Origin of the sequence: Dickeya zeae NCPPB 2538, from assembly GCF_000406165.1 — a bacterium.
GTDB lineage: Bacteria > Pseudomonadota > Gammaproteobacteria > Enterobacterales > Enterobacteriaceae > Dickeya > Dickeya zeae.
This window is the reverse complement of the sequence record NZ_CM001977.1, coordinates 3363799-3384411: the sequence shown is the minus strand read 5'-3', so window position 1 is coordinate 3384411 and position 20613 is coordinate 3363799. Positions and strand designations below refer to the sequence as shown.

The 20613-nt window shown below is 50.4% G+C and carries 20 protein-coding genes, 2 tRNA genes and 1 other annotated feature (1 of these 23 only partly in view); of the genes, 16 read left to right on the top strand and 6 right to left on the bottom strand.

What is annotated here, in order from left to right:
* The 6 genes from DZE2538_RS21145 to luxS form a co-directional block, all read left to right on the top strand.
* A tRNA-Arg gene (locus tag DZE2538_RS21145) sits at positions 1-18 on the top strand (it extends 161 nt beyond the left edge of the window).
* 58 nt (positions 19-76) lie between these two features.
* Positions 77-153: transfer RNA gene (locus DZE2538_RS14880), tRNA-Arg, on the top strand.
* Between the two features lie 183 nt (positions 154-336).
* Positions 337-903 (top strand): fructose-1-phosphate/6-phosphogluconate phosphatase, encoded by a 567-nt coding sequence (gene yqaB, locus DZE2538_RS14875; RefSeq protein ID WP_038916677.1) that lies wholly within the window; start codon positions 337-339, stop codon positions 901-903.
* Positions 900-1328, top strand: coding sequence for a YqaA family protein (locus DZE2538_RS14870; protein WP_019845298.1), 429 nt, complete (start codon positions 900-902; stop codon positions 1326-1328). Before yqaB ends, DZE2538_RS14870 begins: the two co-directional genes overlap by 4 nt.
* 80 nt (positions 1329-1408) lie before the next feature.
* Complete coding sequence (gshA, locus tag DZE2538_RS14865; RefSeq protein WP_038916676.1) at positions 1409-2959, top strand: glutamate--cysteine ligase; 1551 nt, start codon at positions 1409-1411, stop codon at positions 2957-2959.
* Positions 2960-3125: 166 nt separating this feature from the next.
* The gene (gene luxS / locus DZE2538_RS14860) at positions 3126-3641 is read left to right on the top strand and encodes an S-ribosylhomocysteine lyase (RefSeq protein WP_038905330.1); all 516 of its coding nucleotides are present in this window, start codon (positions 3126-3128) and stop codon (positions 3639-3641) included.
* 108 nt (positions 3642-3749) lie between these two features.
* Here luxS and DZE2538_RS14855 read toward each other — a convergent pair whose 3' ends face one another.
* Complete coding sequence (locus tag DZE2538_RS14855; RefSeq protein WP_012885819.1) at positions 3750-4544, bottom strand: cytochrome C assembly family protein; 795 nt, start codon at positions 4542-4544, stop codon at positions 3750-3752.
* Between the two features lie 172 nt (positions 4545-4716).
* On the opposite strand from DZE2538_RS14855, the gene ffh reads away from it, so the two are divergent.
* The 5 genes from ffh (at position 4717) to rplS (ending at position 8258) form a co-directional block, all read left to right on the top strand.
* Positions 4717-6078 (top strand): signal recognition particle protein, encoded by a 1362-nt coding sequence (gene ffh, locus DZE2538_RS14850; protein WP_023640531.1) that lies wholly within the window; start codon positions 4717-4719, stop codon positions 6076-6078.
* Between the two features lie 158 nt (positions 6079-6236).
* A complete protein-coding gene (rpsP, locus tag DZE2538_RS14845) occupies positions 6237-6485 on the top strand; it encodes a 30S ribosomal protein S16 (protein ID WP_012885817.1) in 249 nt (82 codons plus the stop codon).
* Positions 6486-6503: 18 nt separating this feature from the next.
* The gene (rimM, locus tag DZE2538_RS14840; protein WP_019845303.1) at positions 6504-7052 is read left to right on the top strand and encodes a ribosome maturation factor RimM; all 549 of its coding nucleotides are present in this window, start codon (positions 6504-6506) and stop codon (positions 7050-7052) included.
* A gap of 38 nt (positions 7053-7090) precedes the next feature.
* Positions 7091-7840: a tRNA (guanosine(37)-N1)-methyltransferase TrmD gene (gene trmD / locus DZE2538_RS14835; RefSeq protein WP_038916675.1), complete on the top strand. Its 750-nt coding sequence runs from the start codon at positions 7091-7093 to the stop codon at positions 7838-7840.
* Positions 7841-7910: 70 nt separating this feature from the next.
* Positions 7911-8258 carry a 50S ribosomal protein L19 gene (gene rplS, locus DZE2538_RS14830; RefSeq protein ID WP_012768745.1) on the top strand — a complete coding sequence of 116 codons (348 nt, stop codon included), beginning with the start codon at positions 7911-7913 and terminating at the stop codon, positions 8256-8258.
* 76 nt (positions 8259-8334) lie between these two features.
* On the opposite strand, the gene DZE2538_RS14825 is transcribed toward rplS, so the two are convergent.
* Together DZE2538_RS14825 and DZE2538_RS14820 are read right to left on the bottom strand one after the other, a co-directional pair.
* Positions 8335-9285 carry an SAM-dependent methyltransferase gene (locus DZE2538_RS14825; RefSeq protein WP_019845305.1) on the bottom strand — a complete coding sequence of 317 codons (951 nt, stop codon included), beginning with the start codon at positions 9283-9285 and terminating at the stop codon, positions 8335-8337.
* A 305-nt stretch (positions 9286-9590) separates the two neighbouring features.
* Entirely contained in the window at positions 9591-9959 is a 369-nt protein-coding gene (locus DZE2538_RS14820) for a DUF2799 domain-containing protein (protein ID WP_413783126.1), read from the bottom strand.
* A gap of 626 nt (positions 9960-10585) precedes the next feature.
* Between DZE2538_RS14820 and DZE2538_RS14815 the strand changes: the two genes are divergently transcribed.
* Entirely contained in the window at positions 10586-11650 is a 1065-nt protein-coding gene (locus DZE2538_RS14815) for a 3-deoxy-7-phosphoheptulonate synthase (protein WP_038916673.1), read from the top strand.
* A gap of 13 nt (positions 11651-11663) precedes the next feature.
* Complete coding sequence (gene tyrA / locus DZE2538_RS14810; RefSeq protein ID WP_016942116.1) at positions 11664-12785, top strand: bifunctional chorismate mutase/prephenate dehydrogenase; 1122 nt, start codon at positions 11664-11666, stop codon at positions 12783-12785.
* A gap of 88 nt (positions 12786-12873) precedes the next feature.
* Here tyrA and pheA read toward each other — a convergent pair whose 3' ends face one another.
* The 3 genes from pheA to bamD form a co-directional block, all read right to left on the bottom strand.
* On the bottom strand, positions 12874-14031 hold the full coding sequence (pheA, locus tag DZE2538_RS14805) for a bifunctional chorismate mutase/prephenate dehydratase (RefSeq protein WP_023640527.1): 1158 nt from the start codon (positions 14029-14031) through the stop codon (positions 12874-12876).
* Between the two features lie 22 nt (positions 14032-14053).
* Positions 14054-14180: a sequence feature (Phe leader region), on the bottom strand.
* A 211-nt stretch (positions 14181-14391) separates the two neighbouring features.
* Entirely contained in the window at positions 14392-14727 is a 336-nt protein-coding gene (gene raiA, locus DZE2538_RS14800; protein WP_012885808.1) for a ribosome-associated translation inhibitor RaiA, read from the bottom strand.
* Between the two features lie 287 nt (positions 14728-15014).
* Positions 15015-15746 (bottom strand): outer membrane protein assembly factor BamD, encoded by a 732-nt coding sequence (gene bamD / locus DZE2538_RS14795; RefSeq protein WP_012885807.1) that lies wholly within the window; start codon positions 15744-15746, stop codon positions 15015-15017.
* Positions 15747-15879: 133 nt separating this feature from the next.
* Here bamD and rluD point away from each other — a divergent pair, with 133 nt between their 5' ends.
* From rluD to clpB, 3 genes are all read left to right on the top strand, one after another.
* Positions 15880-16857, top strand: a complete 978-nt coding sequence (rluD, locus tag DZE2538_RS14790) for a 23S rRNA pseudouridine(1911/1915/1917) synthase RluD (protein ID WP_019845309.1) — start codon at positions 15880-15882, stop codon at positions 16855-16857.
* 19 nt (positions 16858-16876) lie between these two features.
* Positions 16877-17602, top strand: a complete 726-nt coding sequence (gene yfiH / locus DZE2538_RS14785; RefSeq protein WP_038915163.1) for a purine nucleoside phosphorylase YfiH — start codon at positions 16877-16879, stop codon at positions 17600-17602.
* Between the two features lie 134 nt (positions 17603-17736).
* Complete coding sequence (gene clpB / locus DZE2538_RS14780) at positions 17737-20310, top strand: ATP-dependent chaperone ClpB (RefSeq protein ID WP_038916672.1); 2574 nt, start codon at positions 17737-17739, stop codon at positions 20308-20310.
* Positions 20311-20613 lie beyond the last annotated feature (303 nt).

The window sequence follows — 20613 nt, the reverse complement described above, 5'->3', positions numbered from 1 at the left end:
ATCCTCCCGGATGCACCATTCTCCTGATGCTGTTTCCTCTTGTTGTAAAATATAGATTCTGATTAGTTTCCGAAATGCATCCGTAGCTCAGCTGGATAGAGTACTCGGCTACGAACCGAGCGGTCGGAGGTTCGAATCCTCCCGGATGCACCATCTCTTGATTTACCTCCTTTCTTCTTCCTGACATTGCTCCTTTTATATCGCGCATTAAACATCTGCCGCTTTCTGTCCTTGTTCATAGCCATTTCACTGTTTTTAATGGGGTTATTGAGTAAGCGACAATATTTTTACTTTGCGTTAAAGTAGTCCTCTCTTTTCGATAGGTACGGAATCATGATGTACGATCGCTATCAGGGCCTCATATTCGACATGGATGGTACCATCCTTGATACGGAGTCCACCCATAGCCGCGCATGGCAACAGGTGTTGGCGAAGTACGGTATGAGCTATGACGACGATGCGATGACGGCACTGAATGGGGCGCCGACCTGGCGCATTGCTGAGGTTATTATCCATCATCACCAATCAGATCTTGATCCGCATGTCCTGGCGGCGGAAAAGGCGTCTGTGACTGAAACCATGTTGATGGATACAGTGCAACCGTTACCACTTATTGAGGTTGTCAAAGCATATCATGGCCGCCGTCCGATGGCGGTGGGGACTGGCAGTACGCATGGTCTGGCTGAGCGTTTATTACGCCACCTGGGATTACGTGATTATTTTACTGCGCTGGTAGGCGCTGACGATGTGCAGCGACATAAGCCTTTTCCGGATACGTTTTTGCGGTGTGCGACATTGATGCAGGTTGCTCCTGCGCATTGTGTTGTGTTTGAGGATGCTGATTTTGGTGTACAGGCAGCAGTCAGCGCAGGCATGGCTGTTGTTGACGTAAGAACGCTGTGAGTGAGTTCTGGGCAGTATTTTCCCTGTTCTGGAGTAGCTTTCTGAGTGCAACGCTGTTGCCGGGCAGCTCAGAGGTTGTATTGATCTCACTGTTATCGACCCACAGTGCGAGCCCGTTATGGCTCATTCTGGTTGCTTCTATCGGTAATACGCTCGGTGGTATCACCAATATTATTATCGGGCGTCTGGCTCCTGAGCTTAAACCGCAAAAAGGGCTGGAGACCGCGCGCCGTTGGCTGCAGCGTTATGGTACGGCAGCCTTATTATTTAGCTGGGTACCGATAGTCGGCGATATATTGTGCGTACTGGCAGGTTGGCTGAGGATGCCCTGGGTAGGCTCAGTCGTGTGTATTTTTATCGGAAAAACGTTGCGCTACTTAATCATCGCTGGTGTAACGCTGCAATGGACGATGGGAGCCGGGTGAGTTGTAATCATGATTGTTGCCCCCATATACCATCCATTATTCTTATTAACACAACTACATCTTCATAGCGGGAGGTCAATTTGATCCCGAACGTATCAAAAGCGCTGTCCTGGCTGGAAAGACATCCTCAGTCGATAACAGGGATCCAGCGTGGTATTGAGCGTGAAACACTGCGTGTGATGGCAAATGGGCATCTTGCGACGACAGGGCATCCAGAGAAACTGGGGGCGGCTCTGACTCACCCCTGGATTACGACGGATTTTGCTGAGGCGCTGCTGGAGTTCATAACGCCGGTTGACAAGGATATTGATCACCTTCTGACCTTTTTGCGTGATATTCATCGGTATGTTGCCCGTCATTTGGGTGATGAGCGTATGTGGCCGTTGAGCATGCCTTGCTTTATTGAGGCAGGGCAGGACATTGAACTGGCACAATACGGGTCATCGAATATTGGTCGCTTCAAAACCCTGTATCGTGAAGGGTTAAAGAATCGCTATGGCGCGTTAATGCAGACCATTTCCGGTGTGCACTATAACTTTTCGCTGCCATTAGCATTCTGGCAGGCCCGTGAAGGGATTACCGATGTCGACAGCGGTAAGGAAGCGATTTCTGCCGGGTATTTTCAACTGATCCGTAATTACTACCGTTTCGGTTGGGTCATTCCCTATCTGTTTGGGGCCTCTCCGGCTATTTGTTCCTCTTTCCTGCAAGGGAAAGAAACCCATCTGCCGTTTGAGCGTTCAAAAGGCATGCTCTATCTGCCTTATGCGACATCATTGCGATTGAGCGACCTGGGTTATACCAATAAATCGCAGAGCAATCTCGGCATTACCTTTAATAGCCTTGAAGGCTATGTATCGGCACTGAAAAAAGCTATCCGAACGCCTTCGCAAGAGTACGCCAATATTGGCCTTAAGAAAGAGGGGCGTTATCTGCAACTGAATACCAATGTGTTGCAGATTGAAAACGAACTGTACGCCCCGATTCGCCCCAAACGCGTCACTCGTCCGGGAGAGTCACCTTCCGACGCATTGCTGCGTGGTGGTATTGAGTATATTGAAGTGCGTTCGTTGGACATCAACCCGTTCTCGGCGACAGGTGTCAGCGAAGAGCAGGTCCGGTTCCTCGATCTTTTCCTGATCTGGTGTGCACTGGCGGATGCGCCGGAAATGAGCGAGGCTGAATTGCTCTGTACACGCAAGAACTGGAATCAGGTTATCCTTGAAGGGCGTAAGCCGGGCCAAACAATCGGGATGGGATGTGACACAGCCCGTCAGCCTATCGCAGAGGTTGGGCGCGCGTTGTTTGCTGATTTGCGTCGTGTGGCGGAACTGTTGGATCAAGGTCAGTCTAAGCCGTACTATCGACAGGTCTGTGACCAACTGGTAGAAGGGTTCGATGATCCTGACAAGACTTTCTCCGCACGCATATTGGCGATGATGCTGGAGCAGGGGAGCGGTGGTGTGGGCCTTCAACTGTCCGCTCAATACCGTGAGCAATTGTTGCAAGAACCGCTGGAAATTTTGTCTGAAACCCAGTTTGCCTCTGAGTGTGAGCGTTCGTGGCAGCACCAGCGTCAACTGGAGTCGGAAGATACGCTAAGCTTTGACGCTTATCTGGCCGGTCAGTAAGGTCTGGAAAAGAAAATGCCACCCGATTGTCACCGGGTGGCCAAAGAAACATCTCTGATAATAGGGATGATGATAATAAATGCGCGTCTTTCATATGTTATGACCGGTATCGGTAAGAAAAGTTTCCTGGAAACGAGAAATAAATTTTTCATGAGGAGGTGGCAACATGCCATTACTGGATAGTTTTACTGTCGATCATACTCGTATGGCTGCACCTGCCGTTCGCGTAGCCAAAACCATGACAACCCCTCATGGTGATACGATTACCGTGTTTGATTTGCGTTTCTGTCGCCCGAACCATGAGATCATGCCAGAGCGCGGTATCCATACTCTGGAGCATCTGTTCGCTGGATTTATGCGTGATCATCTGAACGGTGATGGCGTGGAAATTATCGATATCTCTCCAATGGGATGTCGCACCGGTTTCTACATGAGCCTGATTGGTACGCCGCAAGAGCAGCGTGTGGCTGACGCCTGGAAAGCGGCGATGGCGGATGTGCTCACGGTTACGGATCAACGTAAGATCCCTGAGTTGAACGAATACCAATGCGGTACCTATGAGATGCATTCTCTGACCGAGGCGCAGGATATTGCGCGCCATATTTTGGATCAGGGGGTTCTCGTCAATAAGAACGATGATCTGGCGCTGCCGAAAGACAAGCTGGCCGAGTTGCATATCTGAACGATGTGAATCCTTCGCGTTGTAAAAACTCGCGTTGTAAAAAAAAGAGAGCATTGCTCTCTTTTTTTATGCCTCATTACGCCTACCGTTTTCGGCAGGTCACGAGCGTCAGTGCGCCAGAAAGTTCTGGATGACCCGGCTGCCAAAGTAGGAAAGTGTCAGGAGTAATGCGCCAATAAGATTGAACCACACAACCCGGCGTCCGCGCCAACCTTCGTGGTAGTGACCCCAAAGTAGCAGAATATAGACAAACCATGCCAGCAAGGAGAACAGTGCTTTATGCAAGTTCTCTTTATTGCTGAGCAGATCATTCATGTAGATAAGCCCGGTACACAACGTGAGCGTTAACAGAATGACGCCGATCTGGGTAATGTGGAACATTTTTCGCTCGATACCCAACAACGGTGGCATATCAGCGGTAAATCCTAGCCTCTTGGTTTTCAGCATATAGTCCAGCAGTGCCAGTTGTAATGCATACAACGCGGCAATCATCAGCGTGGCATACGCAAATAGTGCCAGGCCGATATGTACCATCAGGCCTGGTTGTGCTTCGAGATGGGTAATAAATTCACCTGGCATGAAACTGGCAAAGGCCAGATTGATGAAGGCAAAGGTGTAGACGATGGGTAACAAAAACCAGCCGCGATTACGTGACGCTACGATAGTCATCACGGTGCAGATAATCAGGCTTATGAGTGAGCCCATATTGAGCAGGCTCAGGTTTTGCCCAACCTGTACGTTGAAAATACGCTGATACAAGGCCACTGCATGGCAGATCAGGGCGATCGTGGCGGAGACGACGGCCAGACGGCGGTAGGCTCCGTTTTTCCGCACCAGGCTCGGAATAATCAATCCCAGGCTGAGGAAATAGGTCGCTAAAGCTACAATGGCGAAGACAGACATAGCAATGGGTTATTCGCTATCAACTAAGTAAAATGAAAGGTCAGTATAGCCGTAGTCGACACCGCCACCAACCAGTTATCCGTGCCGTTGCACGCAGATTGGTCTGGCTTTCGTGTTATACTTATCGCCATTCGCGTCGCGGTAGCGGCCAGTTTCACATTGAGCATGAGATATGTTTGAAAATTTAACCGATCGACTATCGCGCACTCTGCGCAATATCAGCGGCCGTGGGCGGCTGACGGAAGACAATATCAAGGATACGTTGCGTGAAGTCCGTATGGCTTTGCTGGAAGCGGATGTGGCGCTGCCAGTGGTGCGTGATTTCATTAACCGTGTCAAAGAGCAAGCGGTGGGCCATGAGGTCAATAAGAGCCTGACGCCAGGTCAAGAGTTCGTCAAAATTGTGCAAAACGAGCTGGTGGCCGCCATGGGCGAAGTCAACCAGGCGCTCAATTTGGCGGCTCAACCACCGGCTGTCGTGTTAATGGCCGGCCTGCAAGGGGCGGGTAAAACCACCAGCGTCGGTAAACTGGGTAAATTCCTGCGTGAAAAGCAGAAAAAGAAAGTTCTGGTTGTCTCGGCGGACGTGTATCGCCCGGCAGCTATCAAACAGTTGGAAACATTGGCACAGACCGTTGGTGTTGATTTCTTTCCTTCTGATGCGAATGAAAAACCCGTCGATATCGTTAATCGCGCCCTGCAGCACGCCAAACTGAAGTTCTATGATGTACTGCTAGTGGATACCGCCGGTCGTCTGCATGTCGATGACGCGATGATGGACGAAATCAAGCAGGTGCACGCGTCGATCAACCCGGTAGAAACGCTGTTCGTTGTTGACGCGATGACAGGGCAGGATGCAGCAAATACCGCCAAAGCCTTCAATGAAGCGTTGCCGTTGACTGGGGTGATCTTGACCAAGATCGATGGTGATGCTCGCGGTGGTGCAGCGCTTTCTATCCGTCATATCACTGGCAAGCCCATCAAGTTCTTAGGTGTGGGCGAGAAGACCGACGCACTGGAGCCTTTTTACCCCGATCGTATCGCCTCCCGTATTCTGGGGATGGGCGACGTACTTTCGTTAATCGAAGAGTTAGAAAGCAAGGTTGATCGCTCTCAGGCGGAAAAGCTGGCCAAGAAACTGAAAAAAGGCGATGGCTTTGACCTGACCGATTTTCTGGACCAACTCAAGCAGATGCGCAACATGGGTGGCATGGCCAGCATGATGAGCAAGCTGCCGGGCATGGGGCAGATTCCAGATAATGTAAAATCGCAGATGGATGACAAGGTACTGGTGCGGATGGAGGCTATTATCAACTCCATGACGCAACAAGAGCGTGCCAAACCGGAAATCATTAAAGGCTCGCGTAAGCGTCGCATTGCAATGGGATCCGGCATGCAGGTGCAGGACGTTAACCGTCTGCTGAAACAGTTTGACGATATGCAGCGCATGATGAAAAAGATGAAGAATGGCGGTTTGGCCAAGATGATGCGTGGCATGAAAGGTATGATGCCGCCGGGCTTTCCGGGCCGTTGAGTCGGATCGTATGACCCCGACAGATAAAGCCGATGGTGCGAACGCATGGTTTAGATTGCTTTTTGCACCAAAATGAGTAAAATCTTCGGGCTTTTTATATGACACTGGGCCCCGTTCCTCGATGGGGCCCGGCTGTTTTATTAACTAAAGAGGATGTTATGGTAACAATTCGTTTGGCACGTGGCGGCGCTAAAAAACGCCCGTTCTATCAAGTCGTTGTGACCGATAGCCGCAATGCGCGCGACGGTCGTTTCATTGAGCGCGTAGGTTTCTTCAACCCGATCGCTACCGGTAAAGCAGAAGCTCTGCGTCTGGACCTTGACCGTATCGAGCACTGGGTTGGCCAGGGCGCTACCGTTTCTGATCGCGTTTCCGCGCTGATCAAAGACGCGAAAAAAGCAGCATAATCTGTTGCGGTGGTGGTAATGAGCAAGCAACTCAGCCCGAAAGCCCCGGTCAACCCGGTTGTGTTGGGAAAATTGGGGTCGACGTACGGCATTAAAGGTTGGCTCAGAGTGTTTTCATCCACCGAAGACGCTGAAAGCATTTTTGATTATCAACCTTGGTTCATCCGGAATAAAGGGCTGTGGCAACCGATCGAGATCGAGAGCTGGCGGCACCATAATCAGGACCTGGTCATCAAGATTAAAGATATTGACGATCGGGAGGCGGCGAATTTACTGACCAATTGTGAGATTGTCGTGGATTCGGCTCAATTGCCTGAACTGGATGCGGGTGATTATTACTGGAAGGATCTTATTGGCTGCAACGTTGTCACCGTAGGTGGCTACGAACTGGGAAAAGTCATTGATATGATGGAAACCGGTTCTAATGACGTTTTGGTAGTAAGAGCCAACCTGAAAGATGCTTACGGAGTCAAGGAACGGTTGATTCCGTTTCTGACTGAACAGGTTATCAAGCATGTTGACCTGTCTACGCATCATATTGAAGTAGACTGGGATCCTGGTTTTTGAACTCTATAGAGTCTGCAGTCAATGAGTGGAACGGTACTATGTGGATTGGGGTGATTAGCCTGTTTCCTGAGATGTTCCGCGCCATTACTGATTATGGAGTCACTGGCCGGGCAGTTAAAAATGGCCTGCTGAGCGTACAGTATTGGAGTCCTCGTGACTTCACTTACGATCGACACCGTACTGTGGACGATCGCCCTTATGGCGGCGGCCCCGGTATGTTGATGATGGTTCAACCTTTACGGGATGCCATCCATGCAGCGAAAGCAGCGGCAGGCGAAGGGGCCCGGGTGATTTATCTGTCACCGCAGGGTCGCAAACTGGATCAGCAAGGCGTAAGTCAACTTGCCGCACACCAGAAGATGATTCTGGTTTGTGGAAGGTACGAGGGCATTGATGAGCGAGTCATTCAAACCGAAATTGACGAAGAATGGTCAATCGGTGACTACGTTCTCAGTGGTGGCGAACTGCCAGCAATGACGCTGATTGATTCGGTTGCCCGGTTTATTCCCGGCGTTCTGGGTCATGAGGCATCGGCGCAAGAAGATTCTTTCGCCGATGGATTGCTGGATTGTCCCCATTACACTCGTCCTGAAGTGTTGGAAGGTATGGATGTACCGGCGGTGTTGCTGTCGGGCAATCATGCTGAAATACGCCGCTGGCGTTTGAAGCAGTCGCTGGGCCGAACCTGGCTTAGAAGACCTGAACTTCTGAAAAGCCTAGCTCTGACTGACGAGCAAGCAACGTTGTTGACTGAATTTCAACGAGAATATCAGTCCAAACAACAATGAGTATTAGGGGGGCGTTGCGGCAGTGCCGGGCGAACCCAAATATCAGTTTACCTAGGGTAAGAGACATATTATGAGCAATATTATCAAGCAGCTTGAACAAGAGCAGATGAAGCAAGACGTACCTGCATTCCGTCCGGGTGACACCGTGGAAGTGAAGGTATGGGTCGTTGAAGGTTCTAAAAAACGTCTGCAGGCATTCGAGGGCGTGGTTATCGCAATTCGTAACCGCGGTCTGCATTCTGCATTCACTGTTCGCAAGATTTCCAACGGCGAAGGCGTAGAGCGCGTATTCCAGACGCACTCTCCGGTAGTGGATAGCATTACCGTTAAACGTCGTGGTGCTGTGCGTAAAGCCAAACTGTACTACCTGCGTGAGCGTGCTGGTAAGTCTGCTCGTATCAAAGAGCGTCTTAACTAAGCATCCGCTTTCGCAACATCCGAAAGCGATAAGGGGTGGCATTTGCCACCCCTTTTTCTTTGGTGCTTTATCTGTGCTATGCCACGCTTTTCGTTTTCTGGGCAATAACGGTAGGGTATATAGACATGCGGTCATCGATAAAGCGTATGTCGTGAAACCCGGCGTTTTCCAACTGGCGTTGTGTCTGACGATGGGTACGAAATGCCGTCCACTTTGCTTCCAGAATGCGTGAGAACAGCAAATGTTGTAAGGGAAGTAAGCGTTGCTCTTCTTCTGTGACTTTCCAGGGGGATTCTGACGATAACACCGGGGGCGGTGTCAGAAAACTGGTGATCAGTATACCACCTGGTTTTAGCGCATGATTGAATGCGCGATAAAGATCAGTAACTCGTTCATCATCCTGCTCATACACGTTGAGCCCGTTGCTGGTGAGAATATCTACTGGCTCAGGGAGTTGTAATGACCAGGCATCACCTTGCAACAATGTAATGTGATTATCACAATGCTGTTGTCTCGCTAGCGAATCCGCTGCTTCCAGTGCCTGATGATCCAAATCTACGCCGATTAACCGTACATTTTGATGGTGAGAATAGTCCAGCAATAGTAAATCACCCATCAGCCCACAAGGGACCGAGGCCAGAACCATTCCATCATGTAGCCGTGACTGCAACTGCTGGCGGAAAATGCTAAACCGTTCACGGGTAGCGAGTACGGCCGGTAACCGTTCATAGATCAATCGTTCCAGATCACTATGAGAAGGACGCGTTACGTTGCCGGATGAGTAGGTGACCAGATGGTGAGTCCAGTAGGCATTCAACCCCCTGTGCGCCAGTAAGAAACAACCCAAATCGAATGTCGACAGCTCTTCGGCGATCGCAATTTGCTCTTCTACCGTAGCACCGGGAAGATCCCCTGCCTCTTGTAGCCTGATTTTGACTGCATTAAGCGTCGCACCGACATCATCCTTCGTATGTAATTGATGTGACAGTAGTTGCCCTTGTGCAGAATATAGCGACGTGTTTTTCATCATCAGATCCTGTTTGCCAGCTTATTGCGTGCATAAATGCGGTGGAGGTTCAGCCAGAGCAATGATGGCAAGACAAGGTAAACGTGAGTTTACTTCCATTTCATGCAGGTTTTATTGTGTTTTGTTATTATTTACAAGTGTTATTATAAATATGATTTGTTTTTGTGGGGAGGCGATTTATCTGAAAGCTTGATGATGTGCTCATCAAACAGGCTGTATATCCAGTTCCCCCTCGGTGTAACCTAAGGGGGTTATGATTCCGATAGAATAACCTTTTATAACAAGATGTTATGCGAGGGCGCGCGTTAGTGGGCAGCAGAGCCGACGGCGAGCGGAAGGCTATCTGCTGCATGCTGCCACACTTTTTTTAACGTTTCTGCGTCATTGGCCCCGTCACAACTGGCAGGAAAGGGCTTGCCCGCACGCCCCCAGGCTTCAACGTTACTGGTATTGCACCAGGTGTTTTGACCGGCCTGATATCCATCCAGATAAGCATGACGATCAACATCTGGGTTACCAAACCATTCTGACAGTGTTTCGTTATCCTTGACGATCAGTCCACTGCTTGCGTCGCTATACCCAGCCTCGTACCAGAAGCCATGCCCGTTTTTAGTTGGTGACGTTGATGGAGGAGGCTGACAGCCGGCAAGAAGCAACAACACTGCTAGTACCATACCGTTTCTCATGATTGAACCCGTACTGTTTACTGCTGGATAGATGAATACCCCTAATATTACGCAATTCCCTGTTTTTCCTTTAATGATTTCCGATAGAGAACGGCTATTCTCAGCCCTTGTCGCGGCTTTTTGCTGCCAGATTGAACACCTGGGCCCCCTTTAAGCCATGATGCTAAAAGCGAGTAGGGGTTGTTGATGGCGTAAATAATCCAGTGTGTATAGAATTTTTTACATCTTTGTTTTGTGTATGTCGGCCATCTTCAACCAATAATCTTCGACAAGATGTCCAGTAAACCGAACACGCTCATTCATCATTGCTAGTGGAGATAGCGTATTTTTCTTTTAATTTATTCATATTGTTTGGTTTCCATGGTGGGCTTGGCGGGGTTTTGTAAAAAAAGAATAGTGTAGGTACGTTCCTTCTTTCTTAATTGGCTTTGGTGACAACCTATTTCTGTTAACCCGTATTACCTGCTTTGTGATGCACGTATGATTTTTTGCTAGTAACTTTAACTTTACACTTTTGGCTTGTGGTGTTTACGGGGTGTGTGCTAAGGTGTGAACCTGTTACTGATAATGACGACCGCTCCCTTCATACCAAAGGAATAAACAGGATCACCATCATGCAAAAAGACACGCTCAATAATATCCATATCAGCGCCGAACAGATTCTCATCACGCCTGACGAACTGAAAGCCAAATTCCCGCTTAACGAGCCGGAACAGCTGGCGATAGCGCAAGCGCGTAAAACCATCGCTGACATTATTCATGGTAATGATAAGCGTCTGCTGGTGGTGTGTGGTCCCTGTTCTATTCATGATACGGATGCCGCATTGGAATATGCCCGTCGTCTGCAGTCTTTATCAGCCGAATTGAGCGATCGGTTGTATATCGTGATGCGTGTCTATTTTGAAAAACCTCGTACTACCGTTGGTTGGAAGGGGCTTATCAATGATCCTTACATGGATGGTTCCTTTGATATGGAAGCGGGGTTACATATCGCCCGTGACCTGTTGCTGAAACTGGTCAATATGGGGTTGCCGTTGGCGACCGAAGCATTGGATCCCAATAGCCCGCAATACCTGGGTGATCTGTTTAGTTGGTCGGCGATCGGCGCCAGAACTACCGAATCCCAAACGCATCGCGAAATGGCGTCCGGTCTGTCTATGCCTGTCGGGTTCAAGAACGGTACAGACGGTAGTTTGGGGACGGCTATCAATGCGATGAAAGCCGCTTCAATGCCACACCGTTTTGTGGGTATCAACCAGAGTGGACAGGTGTGCCTGCTGCAAACACAAGGTAACCCAGATGGGCACGTAATCCTGCGTGGTGGTAAAACGCCGAATTACAGCGCAGAAGACGTCGCTGAATGTGAAAAACAGATGCGTGATGCGGGACTGAATCCGGCGCTGATGATAGATTGTAGCCACGGTAACTCTAACAAGGATTACCGTCGGCAGCCGCTGGTGGTGGAATCCGTGATTGAACAGCTCAAATCAGGCAACCGTTCTATCATCGGGTTGATGTTGGAAAGCCACATCCACGAAGGTAATCAGTCATCTGAGCAACCGCGAGCGAACATGCGCTATGGTGTGTCGGTGACTGATGCCTGCATCAGTTGGGAAAGCACAGAAACATTGTTGCGCTCGGTTCATAAGGAACTGGGTGCGATAAGCGCCAATCAGTAAGGAGAAGAACAAGATGGTCGCTGAACTGACCGCATTGCGTGATCAGATAGATGAGGTAGATAAAGCATTATTGGCGTTGTTATCGCGCCGGTTGCGCCTGGTGGCGGAAGTCGGCGAGGTGAAAAGTCGTTATGGTTTGCCAATTTATGCGCCTGATCGGGAAGCAGCAATGCTGAGTTCACGACGTAAAGAAGCCGAAGCGTTAGGTGTTCCTCCTGATTTGATCGAGGATGTGCTGCGTCGGGTGATGCGAGAGTCCTATGCCAGTGAGAATGACAAAGGATTTAAAACACTTTCTCCGTCGCTGCGACCGATTGTGATCGTTGGGGGGCGTGGGCAGATGGGGCGTCTGTTTGACAGAATGCTGACGCTGTCTGGCTATCAGGTTCGTATTCTGGAGCAAGAAGATTGGCCACAGGCGCAAGCCCTGCTGGCCGATGCTGGCATGGTTATTGTGAGTGTTCCGATCCATGTGACTGAACAGGTTATTGCACGTCTTCCCCGACTACCTGATGACTGTATTCTGGTTGATCTGGCTTCGGTTAAAAATGGGCCTCTGCAGGCGATGTTGGCGGCACATCATGGTCCGGTTCTGGGATTGCACCCCATGTTCGGCCCAGATACAGGTAGCCTGGCTAAACAGGTTGTGGTGTATTGCGATGGGCGTCAACCTGAAGCCTATCAATGGTTGCTGGAGCAAATCCAGGTATGGGGAGCCCGGTTACATCGCACCAGTGCGGTGGAGCATGACCAGAATATGGCGTTCATTCAGGCGTTGCGCCATTTCGCGACCTTTGCCTATGGGCTTCATCTGGCAGAAGAAAATGTGCAACTGGAACAATTGTTGGCGCTCTCTTCGCCAATATATCGCCTTGAACTGGCGATGGTGGGGCGCTTGTTTGCACAAGACCCGCAACTCTATGCCGACATCATCATGTCTTCGGGCAATAATCTTGCGTTGATCAAACGCTACTACCAGCGTTTTGGTGAAGCGATTTCGTTGCTGGAAGCGGGGGACAAAGAGGCATTTGTTCGCAGTTTTGAGAAGGTTGAACATTGGTTCGGCGATTATTCCCGGCGGTTCATGGCGGAAAGTCGCACGCTGTTGCGCCAGGCGAACGATATTCGCCAGTAGTCAGTAGTAGGTCTTCATAAAAAGCCACCATCCTGAGATGGTGGCTTTTTTGCTGATAAAATCGCAGTGCATGCCTGGTATCTGCCGGTTATGACGGCTCTACTGGCACCACATTTTCACTGGGATAGCAGCCCAGAACCTTGAGTGAACGCGTAATCGCCGCCAGTCCCTGTAGGGCCTTACGGGTTGTGTCGTTACGCAGATTCGCCTGCACATCAATATAGAACATCTCTTCCCACGGGTTGCCATTTATGGGGCGTGACTCGAGTTTTGTCATCACAATACCATGTTCACGTAGCACCAACAGGGCTTCCACCAGTGCACCGGATTGCTGTCCCGTCGCCATGATCAAGGTCGTTTTAGCGGGAACCTGCTCGGTGACCTCAATCGGTTTGCGCGCCAGAACGATGAATCGGGTGATGTTTTGCACCTGATTAGCCAGGTTATGCTCTAACACCTGCAATTGATAAAGCATTCCACCAGCTTCGCTGCCGAGAGCCGCAGCGTGTGGGGAATTGAGCTCAGCGACTTTTGCCATGGCAGCCGCCGTACTTTCACAATACTCGATTTTCCAGTGCGGAAACCGGTTGATAAAATTACTGCACTGTTGGAACGGTTGTGGGTGGCTGTAAACGGTCTGGATTTGATCCAACTGTGTATCTACTGCCACCAACACACAATGGTCAATGGGAGTGCTCAGTTCGCCGACGATGGATAACCCGGTATGTTGCAACAGGTCGTAAACATCGTTGATTGAACCGGAGCTGGTGTTCTCTATCGGCAGCACGGCGTAATCTGCCTGCCCGGTTTCCACCAGGCTGACGATGTCCTGAAAACGTTGGCAACCGCATTCAACAATCTGGTCAAAATGGCGTGCCGCATACTGGCGTGCAGCTAAATGGGAATAGGAACCTTTGGGGCCGAGAAAAGCGATGCGGGCAGAGTGAGATTCGCCTGCGTTCAGGTGCTGTTGCAGCAGCGCCTGTTGCGTCAGAACGGAGTCCTCGATAATCAACTGGAACAGACGGGTAATATAATGGCCGTCGAGCTGCCGTTTTTTCCCCTCTTCAACCAACCGGGACAGTAAATCCCGCTCACGCTCTTTGTCGCGAATGGGGCGATGAGAATGCTGTTTGGCTCTAGCCACGTCGAGCGCGAGTTCTCGCCGTTGCGCTAACAGGTCGAGTAGTTGTGTATCCAGCGCGGTAATACGTTCGCGCAGCGCCAGTAATGGATTATCGGTCATGGTGTGTACCTGTTTGCTGTCCAATAAAAAAGCCTCCTGGGTGAGGAGGCTTTTTTTGTTCGTCTTCGTATTCTTACTCACACGACAAATCGGCCCCCGCGTTGGGGAGAGTAAAGAAGAATACGAAGAAAAACAGTTTTGGCGTCATGTGACTATATCCTTATAGGGAATGCCGTTTAAGGTAACTGTTGCCTTTTCATCCTGTCAACACAAAATCACGAGGAGCGATGAACAATGCCGCGTGCCGTTCAGCAGTATCGACGCTGCCTGCATAAAAAACGCGCCTTACGGCGCGTTTCAGACAACGGAGAGAATCTGTCACTCAACATAAGGATACGGTAGTTTCTCCATCCGTTCCTGTTATTCCGCCGAAGCCTGTAAGTTTACATCTTTGATGCCAGCGTCTGCCCGGCGAGCTTCGCCTTTATGCTGGACTTTGTTTAGCTGCCGCTCCAGTTTGGCGATCAGTTCATTGATAGCAGCATACATATCTTCATGTTTGGCGCTGGCCACCAGTGGGCCATTTGGCGTGCTAATGGTCGCATCAGCCACAAAACCCTGAGGTTCTTTGGACAGGATTATGTGCGGATTGATCAACTGGGCCTGCCACTTATCCAGTTTGGTGAGACGGTCTTCGACATGCTGACGTATTGCGGGGGTAATATCCATCTGTTTGCTGGTAATGTTGATAGTCATAAAAACTTACCTCTCTGCCTTTTCCGTCTTGGTGATTTCAGCATACCCCTAGACGATACAAAGTGGGTGATTTTGATCACTTTTTTTGGTCACTTTTCCGTCATATGAATTGATTTGTGAGCGGCTTTGGGGAATCGGTGCGGCGGGCTTGTCGCTTCATCAGGCGTGTGCCATTATCTATTGGATGTATTGAGTGATTTTTGCAGGTAAACTGGCGAAATTCGTCGATACGACGGTAAAAAAACGGCAACCTAAGTTGCCGTGATAATGCAGATTCAGGTGTTTCTTCAGGCAGGGTTGGCGGCAATAATCCGGGCCACCTTGTCGGCTTCTGCAGTCAGTCGCAATTCCCGATAGGCATTTTCCATCAGAGGTAATGCTGTGCGTGTTGCCTGCGTGTCTGGATAGTCCTTCAGCATTTGCTCTACACGGTTAACCACCGCAACATAAGCGCCGCGTTTCGTGTAATACTGTGCGACAGAGAGTTCATACTTGGCCAAACGTTCTTTCAGGAATGCCAGGCGTTTACTGGTGTCTGTTGCGTACTGGCTGTTCGGATAGCCCTGGAGTAACTGATTGAACGCCTTAAATGCCGCACGGGCATACTGAGGATCACGGTCTGAACGATCGACGCCAAAGAAACCTTGCAGCGCGCTGTCATCCTGCGCCATGTTGGTCAGCCCACGCATGTAGAGGACGTAGTCCACGTTTGGATGTGTTGGGTTAAGGCGAATGAAACGATCAATCGACGCCTGAGCCAACGGCAACTCGGCGGATTTGTAATAGGCGTAAATCAGGTCTAGCTGGACCTGCTGGGAGTAAGGGCCGAATGGATAACGGTTATCCAACGCTTCCAACTGCGTGATGGCTGCTTTAAAGTTGCCGTCCTGCAGTTTTTCCTGGGCGGTGGCATACAGTTCTGAAGGTGGACGGTCGGGAACCGCATCTTTGGAATTGGAGCAACCAGCCAGCGTCAGGCTCAACGTGGCAGCAGCCACCAGGTATTTCATACGCGTCATGACGATTTGATTATCCTCAGAGTGTTTTTCCGGGAAACTGTCCGTTAAGCTCCCGATTAAGACCAGCTACAATGGTACATTATTTTAAACGGCATCGCCGTTAAAACCCAACGTTAATAAGAAGCAGCATACTATGTCCCAACAAGTACAACTCACCGCGACGGTGGCCGAATCTCAACTTGGACAACGTTTAGATCAGGCTTTGGCCGAATTGTTCCCTGATTATTCGCGTTCTCGCATAAAAACATGGATTTTGGAACAGCGGGTACAGATTAACGGCAATATGGTCGACAGACCAAAAGAGAAAGTGCTTGGTGGAGAGTCCGTTGCCATTGATGCCCTTATTGAAGAAGAAGCGCGTTGGGAAGCCCAGCCGATTTCGCTGGATATTGTGTACGAAGACGACGATATCCTGGTGATTAATAAACCTCGTGATCTGGTCGTACACCCCGGTGCCGGCAACCCGGATGGTACGGTGCTGAATGCGTTGTTACACCACTATCCAGAGATTGCGGATGTGCCGCGTGCTGGTATTGTCCACCGCTTAGATAAAGATACCACCGGACTGATGGTAGTCGCGAAGACGGTGCCCGCACAAACCAGATTGGTCGAATCGCTGCAGGCGCGTGAAATTACCCGTGAATACGAAGCAGTAGCCATCGGTACGATGACGGCAGGCGGCACAGTAGATGAGCCAATCGCGCGCCATTCGACCAAGCGCACCCATATGGCAGTGCATCCGATGGGGAAACCCGCTGTCACGCACTATCGTATTATGGAACATTTCCGTGCGCATACCCGCTTGCGGTTGCGGTTGGAAACGGGAAGAACCCACCAGATTCGTGTTCACATGGCGCACATCAATCACCCCTTGGTAGGAGACCCGTTGTATGGCGGTCGTCCGCGTCTGCCTAAAGGGGCGTCCGATGAATTTATCGAGACGCTGCGCAATTTTGATCGTCAGGCGCTGCATGCCACCATGTTGCGGCTTTATCATCCTATCAGCGGCATTCAGATGGAGTGGCATGCGCCTTTGCCGCAGGATATGGTAGACCTGATCGCCGCCCTGAAAGCGGATACCGAAGCATTCAAAGATCAACTTGACTGGTGATGGCATGTCGTTTGACAGCATGATGTTAATACCGGACTGGCCCGCTCCGGCACGGGTGCGGGCCTGCAGTACTACGCGTCTAGGCGGGGTCAGTAATGCTCCCTATGATTCACTCAATCTGGGTAATCATGTGGGAGATTCTCCGCTGCACGTTCAGGACAACCGACAGCGTCTGCTCGCCACCGCCGGATTGCCTGTCATGCCACATTGGCTACAGCAGGTGCATGGTACTCAAGTTATTAATCTTGATCAGGTGTCATCTGATTCGCTGACAGGGGATGCCGCTTATACCACCCGTCAGGACCGGGTATGTGCTGTCATGACGGCAGACTGTTTGCCGGTTCTATTCTGCTCCGCTGATGGTGACGAGGTTGCGGCGGCACATGCAGGCTGGCGGGGGTTGCAGGCCGGTGTACTCGAAGAGACGCTGCGCCATTTTCGTGCTCGCCCAGCAGATATTCTGGCGTGGATGGGGCCGGCTATCGGCCCGCAGCAATTTGAAGTCGGGGGGGAGGTTCGTGAGGCTTTTCTGCAAGTTGACCCCACCGCCGATTGCGCTTTTGTTCCCCGCAATGGTAAATTTCTTGCCGATATTTATCAGCTGGCCCGTTTGCGTTTGGCGGCTGCTGGCGTCACCCAGGTGTTCGGTGGCGAGTACTGTACGGTCAGCGATTCGGGTAGATTTTTCTCCTATCGACGCGATGGTATGACCGGACGTATGGCAACTTTGATTTGGCTGATATAACCTATTGAATTAAGACGATCCGGAGGATTAACGTTTTTCCTTCTATTATTACTGGCAAAATAATCTTGAATTTTTGAGGAATGACCTCATTTAATCTCCAGTAGCAATTTTGACCAGTATGTATGGGAGGAGTTATGCGTCTGGATCGTCTTACCAACAAATTCCAGCTTGCCCTCGCTGATGCCCAATCTCTCGCCCTTGGACGAGACCATCAATTCATTGAACCATTGCATTTGATGAGCGCCCTTCTTAATCAGGAAGGGGGGACTGTCGGCCCGTTGCTGACGGCCGCCGGTGCGAACGTCAATCGCCTTAAAAATGAAATCGAGCAGGCAATCAGCCGTTTACCACAGGTGGAAGGCACCGGTGGCGATGTTCAACCGTCCAGCGAGCTGGTACGGACGCTCAATATCTGCGACAAGCTGGCGCAGAAAAAGGGCGACACTTTCATTTCTTCAGAATTATTTGTGCTGGCGGTATTTGAATCGCGCGGGACACTTGGCGATCTGCTAAAGAACGCTGGAGCCACACAACAGAACGTGACTCACGCAATCGAGCAGGTTCGTGGTGGGCAGCAAGTCAACGACCAGAGTGCTGAAGATCAACGCCAGGCACTGAAGAAATTCACGATCGACCTTACCGAGAGAGCCGAGCAGGGCAAACTGGATCCGGTGATTGGCCGCGATGAGGAAATTCGCCGGACCATCCAGGTATTACAGCGTAGAACCAAGAACAACCCGGTTTTAATTGGTGAACCTGGCGTCGGTAAAACAGCGATTGTCGAAGGACTGGCGCAGCGTATCGTCAATGGTGAAGTCCCCGAAGGTTTGAAGAATAAACGTGTGCTGTCACTTGACATGGGCGCACTGGTTGCCGGGGCCAAATACCGTGGTGAGTTTGAAGAACGCCTGAAAGGTGTACTGAATGACCTGTCTAAACAGGAAGGTAGTGTCATTCTATTCATCGACGAGTTGCACACCATGGTCGGTGCTGGCAAGGCTGATGGTGCGATGGATGCCGGTAACATGCTAAAGCCAGCGTTAGCGCGTGGTGAGCTGCACTGTGTAGGGGCCACCACACTGGACGAGTACCGTCAGTTTATTGAAAAAGATGCTGCGCTCGAACGTCGTTTCCAGAAGGTGTTTGTCGCGGAACCGACTGTTGAAGACACTATCGCGATTCTGCGTGGTCTGAAAGAGCGGTATGAGTTGCACCACCACGTGCAAATCACCGACCCTGCGATTGTCGCAGCGGCTATGTTGTCGCATCGGTATATTTCAGACCGAAAATTACCGGATAAGGCTATCGACTTGATTGATGAGGCCGCCTCCAGTATTCGTATGCAGATTGACTCGAAACCAGAACCGTTGGACCGCCTTGATCGCCGGATTATTCAGTTAAAACTGGAACAACAGGCTTTAAAGAAAGAGTCGGATGAAGCTAGTCTGAAACGTCTGGAGATCCTCAATAGCGAACTTGAGCAGAAAGAGCGCGAATACTCGAAACTGGAAGAAGAGTGGAAAGCGGAAAAAGCGTCGTTAACTGGCACGCAAAATATTAAAGCAGCGCTGGAACAGGCCAAAATCTCTTTGGAGCAGGCAAGACGCCAGGGGGATTTAGGGAGAATGTCCGAACTGCAGTATGGCAAAATCCCTGAACTGGAAAAACAGCTGGCGGCAGCCACGCAGGTTGAAGGTAAAACCATGCATCTGCTGCGCAATCGCGTAACCGATGCCGAGATTGCCGAGGTACTGGCCCGCTGGACCGGGATTCCAGTTTCACGGATGCTGGAAAGTGAACGGGAAAAACTGCTGCGTATGGAGCAAGAGCTACACCAGCGGGTCATTGGACAGAATGAAGCGGTAGAGGCCGTCGCTAACTCGATTCGTCGTAGCCGTGCCGGGTTGTCGGATCCCAATCGTCCTATTGGTTCATTTTTATTTCTCGGCCCGACCGGTGTGGGTAAAACCGAGTTATGCAAAACACTGGCGTCATTCTTGTTCGATAGTGATGACGCGATGGTGCGTATTGATATGTCCGAGTTTATGGAAAAGCATTCGGTTTCTCGGTTGGTCGGTGCTCCTCCAGGATATGTTGGCTATGAAGAGGGCGGATATCTGACCGAAGCGGTACGCCGTCGGCCTTATTCAGTTATCTTGCTGGATGAAGTGGAAAAAGCGCATCCTGATGTGTTTAACATTCTGCTTCAGGTGTTGGATGATGGGCGCCTGACCGACGGGCAAGGCCGCACGGTAGATTTCCGCAATACGGTAGTGATCATGACGTCTAACCTTGGGTCAGACCTCATTCAGGAACGATTCGGCGAAATGAATTATGCTCAGATGCGTGACATGGTGTTAGGCGTTGTCAGCCATCATTTCCGCCCTGAGTTCATCAACCGTATTGATGAGGTCGTGGTGTTCCACCCATTGGGACAAGCCCATATTACGTCTATTGCTCAGATCCAATTGCAGCGTCTTTATAAACGCATGGAAGAGCGGGGTTATACCGTGTCTATCTCTGATGCTGCGCTGGAATTACTTGGTCAGTCAGGGTTTGACCCAGTCTACGGTGCTCGTCCGCTGAAAAGGGCTATTCAGCAGATGATTGAAAATCCGTTGGCACAGCAAATACTGTCTGGGGCTTTGGTACCCGGAAAAGCGGTGACGTTGGATGTGGAAAACGACACTATCGTTGCACGACAATAGTTGATCACGGAAGCGATAAGTGGTCACGAGTAATCGTTGGTGACGAATAGAAGATATGTGCCTTTAAAACCCGAATACCAGTTTAATGCTGTGATTCGGGTTTTTTTATCATCAATTTGTTTAATAAATATTCACTTGATGGCGTTTTCGGTTAAAAGGTGAGCTGTTGCGTTTTTTTGTGAAAATTACGCTTGTCAGGCCGGAATAACTCCCTATAATGCGCCTCCACTGACACGGCAACAGCGGCAACGCGGCGCGGTGTCAGGAAGCGAAAACGAAAATAATCGTTGACACTTCATGAGG